Here is a 10,496-nt window from a genome sequence, read left to right on the forward strand (position 1 = left end):
AGTGCTGAATTACCAGCCTTTAATACCTTCGATAAGTTTTCAAAGGCATACACTACCTGTGCTTCAAAATTATTTATTCCTACCAACTGCCCTTGTTCATTGATTGCGGTTTGGCCTGAAATAAAAAGTAAATTACCAACTTATATACCTTGTGACAGGTTGAAAGCCTCGTATGGATCGGGGGTGATTTTTATTTGCTGTAAAGTCATCGCTTTTCTCCTAATGGCTAGACAGAAAATTATGAAAGCTGTGTTACAAGCTCTTCTATAGAGACGAGAGCATCTTTAAAAGACTTTTCATGTCTTTCATCCCCAAACTCTTGATACTCAGATTTAATTTCATAGAACTTCTCTACCCCTAGGTATCTACCTAGCACTTCAATGTGTGTTCCTAGGTGATTCATTTTTTCTCTAATTCCACCAATTTCAAACCCAAACTCACCACTTGATGAAATAAGAACAAGTGTTTTTCCCGACATTATGGGTTCTAAAGGAAAATCGCCTCTTGCCAAATCAAAAGAAAATGTCTTATTAATTCGTATTACTTGATCGAACCATGCTTTAAGTACCGCTGGCATACCATAGTTATACATTGGTGAAGAAATCAGAATAATATCAGCCTGATCCAACTCTTCGATTAAGGTGTCAGACAAAGTTAAAAGTTGTTTTTGCTCAATTGTCTTCTTATCATCAGGAGTAAAAACAGCAGCTATCCAATCTTGACTAATAAACTCTGGCGGGTTTGACCCCAAATCCCTATAGATAACTTTATCTTCATTATTCACTGTCATCCATTTATCCATAAAGGTAGCTGCAAGTGTTTTTGAAATTGAATTGTATTCTTGAACCTCGTTATCAGTTCTTCTAGCACTAGTATCAATGTGGAGTATGGTTTTCATGTCTATTCCTCATGTGTTTCATTGAATTTTCATAATATATTTTGTTACTTTTTCATTGCATAGACAAACGATCAATACTAACCTATAGGTGAATTTAAGTTATCTATAGATTTTGGCTATGTACTCGCAACTACCGCCTCTGAATAGCATCAAGGTTTTTGATGCAGCTGCAAGACTAAAAAGCTTTAAAAAGGCTGCGGAGGAGCTTCACGTAACACCAACAGCCGTTTCACATCAAATTAAGGCACTTGAAGAGGCTCTTGGTACATTATTGTTCGAAAGAAAAACTCGTGCGGTTCAATTAACTAGGGATGGTGAACTGCTTGCTGAAACTGCTTATAGCGTTTTGCAGCAGTTAACAAATGTGATCAATGAAATATCAAATGCCAAAAATATCATCACCATAAGCACAACATCATCTTTTGCAGCAATGTGGTTAGTTCCCAATCTGGAAGAATTTTATAAACTGCACCCAGGTATTGAAGTCGCTGTTAAAACTGGAGAACAAGTTGATGATATTGAAAAAGATAGGAGGATTGATTTAGCTATAAGATATGGTGTACATAATGATTCGAAAAAGAACTCAACAAAACTAGTTACTGAAAAAATAGGTATGTACGCTACACCCAACTATATTGAAAGTATCAACTCTATAGCCGACGCTCACCTATTAGAAACAAGATGGCATAACGACAAACTGCCTTCAATTTCATGGAAAACTTTTGTAAGTGGTAAACTAGGTGCTACCGAAACATTAAAGGTACGACAATTTGATCAGGAACACCATGTAATCCAGGCTGCTTTAGCTGGACAGGGAATTGCTTTAGTTAGTTCGCTTCTCGTTGAAAATGCAATCGCTCAACAATGGCTAGTTGATTATAAAACAGCTGCGGTGAATCATACAACTAAAGGAATGAGTTATTATTTGTTAGTTCCTGAACATAATATTCGGAGCAAAAGTATATTAGCGTTTAAAAATTGGGTTATTAAGAAATTCGAACTGTATTCGGAATCGTTACCGCAATGATAAGTCTGGCCAGCATTTCAGCTAATGTGTTAAGTGTAGTATTACTAGCATCAGATATACTTTTTACAGTGCTGAAAATAATAGTCGGGGCGCTAATCAAGGAAAGAATAAGCTAAATAAACATAGTCTCAAGGCTTTAGCATAGAATTTATTTTCGTTTGCGAGCATAGGAGGACAAGAACTTCCATGTTCGAAATATTTAGAAAAAGCTTTCAGCCTCAGCAACTAGTTCTGGTAATTTGCAATACAATAACTTACCTGAAGGCAAAAAGTGGAGCTAATGATATAACTCGAAAATGTCCAATTCCTTGCCAGCAAACATAAAGCCATATTCCTACTGGCTTGCACCTTAACCTGGCTATCATAAGCTAATTTTCACTGTCAAAGCCGATGCCAATTCAATTTGCCTTAATATTACTTGGATGGTAGCTCACTCATAATAAAGCCTGCCCAGTAAACCGCATTCATGGTTGAGGGCGGGAATATATGGTCTTCATATAGGCACTGGGCGTTAGGCCAAACTTACGCTTGAACCGTTGGCTAAATCGCCCTTCGGACTGATAGCCACACAACTGAGACAGCATAGTGACGTTACAGCAGCCATTTTGCATGAGATGGAGGGCGTGATTGAGCCGAACGTCTGCCAACAGCTCGCGATACTGCGTCCCTTCCTGTTTCAATTTACGTATTAAGGTCGCTTTACTCATTGCAAAGCGCTCAGCAACAGACTGCAGCGGATGCGCTTCACCCGGCGAGCGGGAAAGATAATGGCTCAAGGTCTGACTGAATGTTACCTTTTCGCTGGGAAACAATCGATGTAGCAACCCTTGCTCGGCCAGTTGCTGGTATAGCCCCATCAACCAGAAGGTTTGCGTCTCTTTGCTCATCCCCCCCAAGTCAAACGAGGACAGCGCATTCAAGATATCTTTTAAAGTATTATCAGCATCAATCGTTGGTACGTCATTATCGAACGCCCTTTCTACGCTCATCTCAAGCATGGATCCATCAGGTGAACAATGAAAGCTGAATACACGGGACACAAAGCGTCCCTTTTGCGGCAGGTTTTCAAAACTAAGTGACGCTGACGCTTCACACAATAATAGTTGTGAGTGTGAAAACTCAACCGCAGATTCTTTCCAATATAAACGCTTACTGCCGGAAATAATCTGAATAATACTTGGGGAGTGAATCCTCACATTACGCAACCTTTGCAGCTGCTCAGCCCTGAATATAGTGACCTGATATTGGTGGCCCATCACTCCCCCATTGCTAGTTTGCTCGTACCTGACTTATCTCGTATAGGTTGCGGTTAATTTGGCTTTACCTAGTGCCATAGTATTCAAAGTAAACCCCACCACTGCCGCCGGCGTGCTCGCATCCAAGTCTAACTTGTCTGTAGGCAATGCCCACACAGTAAACTGATAACGGTGCATCCCGTCTTGTTCCGGCGGGCATGCACCACCAAAGCCAACCGTGCCGTAATCGATGCGCGAATTTGTCCCCCCAAGCTTTTCGATGTCTGCTCCTCGCGGTAATTCAGCCACTGATAGCGGAATGTTAAACGCCACCCAGTGCCAAAAACCACTGCCGGTTGGCGCATCCGGATCGTATACCGTTATCGCAAAACTTTTTGTGCCGACAGGTGCGTCTTTCCACATGAGTTGAGGCGACAGATTACTGCCGTTACACCCCCACCCTGCGTATTCAAAGGTCTTCGCCATTGGATGACCTTCCTGAATATCTTTACTGCTTAGCTCAAATGCGTGTACCGAGCCTGCAACAAGTATGCCCAGGGCTAATACGGATGTAGTAAATGCTTTCATGGTTATACTCCTGATCTTAGTTCGAGATCAGTGTATTCCCCCTGAGAGATCACAGCCTTTCATTAAGTATCACAGTTGATGATTTTAACTTAAATTTTGAGACTTTTGGTTGCATGAGCATTTTCCCAAAGCAAGATCTAAAAAGCAGGCCTAGGCCTGCTTTTATTGTGTAATCAAGCAACTGGCTTATTTGAAAATAATACCGTTGACGATATTCTCCAACAGCTCCTGCTGACCTGATACCGCTTTCGGATTGATGTTGCTCTCGACTGCATGCTGAGCCAGCGATTCCAGGCTAAAATCACCACGCATGATCTTGCTACCCAACTCGCCGCTCCAGCCGGCATAGCGATCAGCCACATTATGTGCCAGGACATCGTTTTCAATCATCATAGCTGCACGCTCCAGTGCCAGCGCCATGGTATCCATCCCGCCGATATGGCCGTGGAAGAGATCAGCATTATCAATAGACTGGCGACGCAGCTTGGTATCGAAGTTGAAACCGCCGGTTGTGAAGCCGCCGGCCTTGAGGATTTCATACATCACCAGGGCATTTTCTTCGACGCTGTTCGGGAACTGATCGGTATCCCAACCCAGCTGAGCATCGCCGCGGTTGGCATCAATAGAGCCAAACAGGCCGAGCGAGGTTGCCGTTGCCACTTCATGCTGGAAGCTGTGGCCCGACAGCGTGGCATGGTTCGCCTCGATGTTGACCTTGATTTCATTTTCCAGGCCAAACTGCTTGAGGAAGCCATACACCGTTGCCGTGTCATAATCGTACTGGTGCTTCGTCGGCTCCTGCGGTTTTGGCTCGATCAGGATCGTACCGTTAAAGCCCAGCTTGTATTTATGTTCGACCACCATCTGCATGAAACGACCCAGCTGCTCGCGCTCCTGACGCAGGTCCGTGTTCAGCAAGGTTTCATAGCCTTCCCGGCCGCCCCAAAGCACATAGTTTTCACCACCAAGGCGCTTTGTTGCCGCCATCGCATTGAATACCTGGGTTGCCGCATAGGCAAAGATCTCCGGATTCGGATTCGATGCCGCGCCGGACATATAACGCGGGTTGGAGAAAGCATTCGCCGTCCCCCATAATAGCCTGACGCCGGTTTCTGCCTGCTTCTGCTCCAGTACATCAACCATCTCGGCAAAGTTGTTTACATACTCTTTCAGGTTGGCCCCTTCCGGTGCGACGTCCGTATCGTGGAAACAATAGAAAGGAACGCCCAGCTTGGCAAAAAACTCAAAGGCCGCATCCGCTTTCATCCGCGCGATTTCCATCGGCGAGCCGCCTTTTAGCCACTTGCGATCGTAGGTAGCCAAACCAAACGGATCTGTCCCTTCCCAACAAAAGTTATGCCAGTAGCAGGCCGCAAAACGCAGGTGCTCAGCCATGGTCTTACCGAGGATAATACGGTCGGCATCATAGGCTTTAAAGGCAAGCGGGTTCGTCGACGCTTTGCCTTCAAATTTAATTTTCTCAATATTGCCAAAATAGTTGTTCACATCTCACTCCAACAGATTATCGTTTTGTGAGGCTATGCTCTTCCTTTCTCTAGCGGCTCACAATTGAGATATTTCACTTCTCGATTTATAGATATATCTTTTGTGTCTAGGGTCGCGTTTTCAACGTTCTGGTGCGCGGTACGCCCCTGACTTCTATCAGCTATGAGCATGGCCATCCCGGTATTCCCTGGGCGTAAAGCCGGTGTTTTTCTTGATCACCGAATACATATATTGCAGCGATGGATAACCGCAGGCCGTTGATATTTCATTGATAGGCAGCTCTGTCGAGCCGAGCAAACTCAACGCCTTATTCAAGCGGGCATTGTGAATTTCGGTATGGACCGTCGTCCCAAGCTGCTCTTTGAACCTGGCTTCAATATTGGTCCGTGATATGCCGAGATGATCGAGTACATGGTAGACCTTGATGTATTTGGAGACATTCTGACGAATAAAGTGCATTGCCTGTGAGACATATGGGTCTCTGATCGCCTGGTAGTCGGTACTCTGGCGCTCCACCACCCCAACGGCCGGGACCAGGATGCGGGGCTGATGCAGTGTTTCACCATTAAGCAAACGGGCAAGGCGACGGGCGGCGGCGTGGCCAATTTCCTTGCAGCCCTGACACACCGAACTCAACGACACCCGGGTCAGGTACCTGGCCACCTCCTCGTTGTCGATACCGATTATCGATACCTGGTCCGGTACCATCAAATTGATGCGCTCACACACCTGCAGCAGATGCCGGGCCCGGGAGTCGGTGGCGGCAATAATTCCAACCGGCGTCGGCAGCCTCTGCACCCAGTCGGTCAGGCGGTTGATATCATATTGCCAACTTTCTGGCAGCATCTTGCCGTCGGTATAAACCGAGGAGCGGTACCCCTGCTCACGGGTGATTGCTGTAAAAGCATGCTCGCGCTCCTTAGACCACAGCGCACTGTCATCGTCAGGCAAACCGTAAAATGCAAATTGCTCCAACCCCTTTCCCTTAAGGTGATCGAATGCAGCCTTTACCAATGAATAGTTATCTGTCCCGACATACGGCACGTCGGGGTAGCGGCTTTTGTCCTTGTATGAACCGCCAACAGCGACGACAGGAATATCGACATCTTTCAGTAATTCCCGTATCTCCGGATCATCAAAATCAGCAATAACACCATCACCTAAACATTTCGCTATGTTGGATTTACGGGTCCTGAAGTCTTCCTCGATAAAGATATCCCACTCGGCCTGCGAGGCCTGGAGATACTCGCCTACCCCCTCGATGATCTGGCGGTCGTAAACCTTGTTGGCATTAAAAAGTAGGGTGATAAATTGTCTCTTTTTCATAGCGGTCATATCTTCGATATCTGATGTTCAACAGCAATAATACAAATCACTGCCCATTATTTTTCGGTATTCGGCGTATAAGAAAGTCATTTAACATTTCAACAACCCAATATTGACTACTGATCACAAAAATCATGTTTTATATTTAAAAGAGAATAAGACACTTGGAAAACAAAGAGAAAAACATCAGAAACAACACACATATCGCCCATGACTTGCTGGGCCTGGCGATAGAAAACATTAATCAAATCAATAAAAATAACAACATGACTATAGATATTTATTAATCAATTGCATCTGACAAATTATGCCTTCCACCGCACTTTATAACACACACTGACCGCTATATAATCTCTTGTGTAATATCCCTCACAATACGCAAGAGAAATATAGCAAAGATGTACAATAAAAAAGCAGTATGTACAGCGATTGCAGCCATCCTCCTTGGTGGTTGTAACAGCAGCGACTCATCATCCACACCGACACCTACTCCGCCGCCGAGCAAAATCAAAGGAACGGCGGCCACGGGCGCACCGATTTACGGCGAAATCACCGTACTGGAATCGAACGGCGATATCACCAAACTCGACGCCAACAAAAGCGGTCAGTTTGAGTTAGATTACGCCCAGACGCAGGCTCCTGCCCTGCTCTATGCGACAGGTGCCTCAGGCGATAAAAGTGTCGATGTCTATTCCATGCTTATTGAAGGCAACAAGCAATCCGGTGTGGTTAACGTCACTCCCCTGACTCAGCTGTTGATCTCGCGGATGACGGGTGTCGACGCCAAGGTTGCTTTTGCCGACTTTGCCACTTACAAGCACAGCCTGACCATCGACAAAGCCAGAGAGGCACAAGACGAGATCAAACAGGTACTGAGCGTGCTGCTGGAAGCGGCCAATGTCAGCAGCGACTTCGACCTGCTCAGCTCGGCTTTTGAGACCAACAACCAGAACATTGATGCAGTGTTAGACCTTATCCAGGTCGAGTTCGGTGCGACATCGGCAACCATGACCTACCGGGCAAATACTGACTACTCGGTCACCCTGTCCTATGACGAAAACTGGAATAACAAGACGCTGCTGCCGTCCGATATGACAGTGGAAAAAGCCAAGGACGACCTCAGCATTATCACTAGCGCCGACCGCCTGCTCGAGGGCATGACCGTGGCGAATACCCAGCAAACCTACAACACCTTTATCCATGACGATGCACACTGGTTTGGCGTCGACAAGTCAGGGATGTTTGCCCAAAAGGAAAAGATACTGCCAAATGAAAACGCGGCGATGGATCGCTTCAAAAATTTCTCACTGGTCAGCATCGACGCGCAAGGTCGGGCGCTGGTCTCCTACTCCGAGCGCTATGAAGATTCGCCGTTTGCCAGCGGAGGCCGCAACCGGGCCTGGTTCAGGAAAGACAGCAACGGCGAGTACAAGTTCCTTGGCCGTACGGACGACCTGCCGTTTAACATCACGACGATGCTCAAGCTAAGCTATTACAATCAAACTATGTCATGGGCGGTTGAAATCGATGCCTTCGCCGATGTCAGCGTCTGTGAGAAGGTCACCGAGTCAAACTATTCCTGGTTTGAAGGTACACCGAAGCTTGCCGATCTTTCTGCGCATACCTCCGCCACCAAGATTGTGTTTGACGGACCGGGACTGGAGAAGCCGGTCGAAATCGATAAGATTTACAAACAGGTCAGCCGTGACGACGCAACAAAGATCACCGGCTGTCACCTGGCATCCAGCAAAATGCCAGGAACCAGCCTTATCATCCACGGCGTGCCGGTGAAAGATGGCGTTACCGTTGGCGATAATTCAGCCTATACCGTGACCTACTACAACGGCACCACCAAGCTGACTGAGGAGACAGTCAATATCAGCAAAGGCATGAGCACCAAGGCAGAAATGCAGCCGTATCTGGCCAAGCAGGAAGCGCTGGTTACGGATGAGGGCAATTTCTATGTCCGCTGGTCACGCGAGTCGACACTGGTTACTGATCTTGACCTTTGGGTGTTCGAAGAAGGTAATGCCGGCTCAACCCGCGTATCTATCAACGAAGGCGAACAGGAAGCCAGCAGCAAGACGCTGAAACAGGTCAACTCAGTCTCGCTGGCAGCTATCGACCATTATGGCCGAGCGATTGGGCAAGCACTTAGCTACTAACTCATTCAAGTCAGCCTTCGGGCTGGCTTTTTTATCGGCCCCACTCCACATTTCCCCGATGCTCTGCCGCAGCTGCTGTGGGATGCATTGGCCATTTAAGCGATGACGCAGGCCCACACTGGTCAGCACATTGTTTTCCCTTGCAAACGAGAGCCAAGACACACAAAACAAAAAGCAGACAGTTGTTGTGAAATATCGTAATTGTCGAGATTATCAGTCACGCGCACGATTAATTCAGAAAAAAACTTATAGATACATGCGCTCCCCGGTTTCGCAGTGCTTCATGAGACTCGGGGACATGAATTACACTGATTTGAATTAACGTGAGTACACTATGTCTAACCAGCTAAAACCTCTCTCGACAGGGCAGTCGCTGACATACTGCGCCGGGGATATCAGTAACAACATTACCTACCAGCTAGCCGCCGCTTTTCTACTGATTTACTACACCGATATCTTCGGTATTTCGCCTCTTGCCGCATCAACGTTATTTTTAGTTGCCCGGGTGTGGGATGCCATCAACGATCCTATCATCGGTACCATCGTCGATAAGACCAATACTCGATGGGGCCGTTTTCGCCCATGGGTCATTTTCTCTGGTGTGCCTTGTGCTGTCTTTTTCATTGCCATGTTTACCATCCCTTTTGATGATATGACAGAAACGTCCAAGCTGATCTATGCCTATGTAACCTACATTGGCTTTGGAATGGCCTATACCGCTGTCAACCTGCCTTACCTGTCGATGATCACAGCGCTCTCCACCAATACCACGGAACGAGCGAAACTATTGGCGCTGCGTCAGGCACTGTCATTCATTGGGATAGTCGGCCTGGCTATCGTGCCGACAGTACTGGAGAACTCAACCGCAGAAAACCCATACTTCGGCATTGCCGTCGTCGCCGGTGGCATTTCTCTAGTGTTGTGGCTGATCAGCGGCCTGGCGACAAAGGAGCGTATCAATCTGGCTGAAGTCACCTCAGCCGACTCTGCACCGAAGATCAGTATCAAAGGCGTGCTGGGCTACCTTCGCCAGAACAAACCCTTCCTGATCATCGCGATGCTGATGTTTGTGCTATTTGCCCAGATGGCCATCGGCAACAGTTCCGGGATGTATGTGTTCAAATACTACCTCAACGACACATCCAGCCTGACCAGCTTGATGCTCTCACAGATGGGCGGGATTGTTATCGGTATCATCATTGTCCGCAAGTTAATCGACCGCTTCGACAAAAAGTGGCTGTTTGCCATTGGGTTTGGTGTCGGGTCACTGCGCTTTCTGAGCTATCTGACGATGGATATCGAACTGATCATCGCTATCAGCTTCGTTTGCAGTATCTTCAGCGGTTTCAGTACCGGTACCATCTGGTCATTCGTTCCCGATACCATCGAGTATGGTGAACTCAAAACGGGCCTTCGCCTTGACGGCATTTCAACCGCTATTATTGGCTTCTTCTGGAAAGTGGGTTTCGCCGTCGGTGGGGTCATTCCGGGCCTGATGCTTGATGCCTACGGCTATATCCCGAACCAGGATCAAACTGCCGAGGCGGTATTGGGCATCCAGCACCTTGGCATCACCATTCCGGTTCTGTTCGGCATTCCTGCGGTGATTCTGGCAATAGCCTTCCCTATTACCCGCGAAGTGCAAAAAGACATCGCCGAAAAACTGCGTACCAAACACGATGAAGCCCAGAACGCGACTGTCGGAGAGATTGATACCAGTAAACCAGCAACAGCCTAAATGTTTATCACTA

General features: G+C 47.0%; 9 protein-coding genes. 3 read left to right on the top strand and 6 right to left on the bottom strand.

The window, feature by feature from the left end; genetic code table 11:
- Both MHN01_RS24625 and MHN01_RS07165 read right to left on the bottom strand, forming a co-directional pair.
- The coding region (locus MHN01_RS24625; RefSeq protein ID WP_370646446.1) for a hypothetical protein at positions 1-86 on the bottom strand (86 nt) is incomplete at its 3' end.
- 152 nt (positions 87-238) lie between these two features.
- Positions 239-898 (bottom strand): FMN-dependent NADH-azoreductase, encoded by a 660-nt coding sequence (locus MHN01_RS07165; protein ID WP_239410692.1) that lies wholly within the window; start codon positions 896-898, stop codon positions 239-241.
- A 118-nt stretch (positions 899-1,016) separates the two neighbouring features.
- Here MHN01_RS07165 and MHN01_RS07170 point away from each other — a divergent pair, with 118 nt between their 5' ends.
- A complete protein-coding gene (locus MHN01_RS07170; protein ID WP_239410693.1) occupies positions 1,017-1,925 on the top strand; it encodes a LysR family transcriptional regulator in 909 nt (302 codons plus the stop codon).
- A gap of 464 nt (positions 1,926-2,389) precedes the next feature.
- Here the strand turns inward: MHN01_RS07170 and MHN01_RS07175 are convergent, their stop codons facing one another.
- The 4 genes from MHN01_RS07175 to MHN01_RS07190 form a co-directional block, all read right to left on the bottom strand.
- Entirely contained in the window at positions 2,390-3,181 is a 792-nt protein-coding gene (locus tag MHN01_RS07175; RefSeq protein WP_239410694.1) for a helix-turn-helix transcriptional regulator, read from the bottom strand.
- A gap of 33 nt (positions 3,182-3,214) precedes the next feature.
- Positions 3,215-3,748, bottom strand: coding sequence for a YbhB/YbcL family Raf kinase inhibitor-like protein (locus tag MHN01_RS07180; RefSeq protein WP_239410695.1), 534 nt, complete (start codon positions 3,746-3,748; stop codon positions 3,215-3,217).
- Positions 3,749-3,934: 186 nt separating this feature from the next.
- A complete protein-coding gene (gene xylA / locus MHN01_RS07185; protein ID WP_239410696.1) occupies positions 3,935-5,254 on the bottom strand; it encodes a xylose isomerase in 1,320 nt (439 codons plus the stop codon).
- A 156-nt stretch (positions 5,255-5,410) separates the two neighbouring features.
- A complete protein-coding gene (locus tag MHN01_RS07190; RefSeq protein ID WP_239410697.1) occupies positions 5,411-6,580 on the bottom strand; it encodes a DNA-binding transcriptional regulator in 1,170 nt (389 codons plus the stop codon).
- 398 nt (positions 6,581-6,978) lie between these two features.
- Here MHN01_RS07190 and MHN01_RS07195 point away from each other — a divergent pair, with 398 nt between their 5' ends.
- Entirely contained in the window at positions 6,979-8,745 is a 1,767-nt protein-coding gene (locus MHN01_RS07195; protein ID WP_239410698.1) for a hypothetical protein, read from the top strand.
- Between the two features lie 334 nt (positions 8,746-9,079).
- Positions 9,080-10,483, top strand: coding sequence for an MFS transporter (locus tag MHN01_RS07200; RefSeq protein WP_239410699.1), 1,404 nt, complete (start codon positions 9,080-9,082; stop codon positions 10,481-10,483).
- The last annotated feature ends 13 nt before the right edge of the window (positions 10,484-10,496 follow it).

Origin of the sequence: Photobacterium sp. OFAV2-7 (assembly GCF_022347985.1) — a bacterium.
Taxonomy (GTDB): Bacteria; Pseudomonadota; Gammaproteobacteria; order Enterobacterales; family Vibrionaceae; genus Photobacterium.

Coding starts and splice junctions, on each gene's coding strand:
- MHN01_RS07165 (WP_239410692.1), bottom strand. CDS start 898: ATGAAAACCATACTCCACATTGATACTAGTGCTAGAAGAACTGATAAC.
- MHN01_RS07170 (WP_239410693.1), top strand. CDS start 1,017: ATGTACTCGCAACTACCGCCTCTGAATAGCATCAAGGTTTTTGATGCA.
- MHN01_RS07175 (WP_239410694.1), bottom strand. CDS start 3,181: ATGGGCCACCAATATCAGGTCACTATATTCAGGGCTGAGCAGCTGCAA.
- MHN01_RS07180 (WP_239410695.1), bottom strand. CDS start 3,748: ATGAAAGCATTTACTACATCCGTATTAGCCCTGGGCATACTTGTTGCA.
- MHN01_RS07190 (WP_239410697.1), bottom strand. CDS start 6,580: ATGAAAAAGAGACAATTTATCACCCTACTTTTTAATGCCAACAAGGTT.
- MHN01_RS07195 (WP_239410698.1), top strand. CDS start 6,979: ATGTACAATAAAAAAGCAGTATGTACAGCGATTGCAGCCATCCTCCTT.
- MHN01_RS07200 (WP_239410699.1), top strand. CDS start 9,080: ATGTCTAACCAGCTAAAACCTCTCTCGACAGGGCAGTCGCTGACATAC.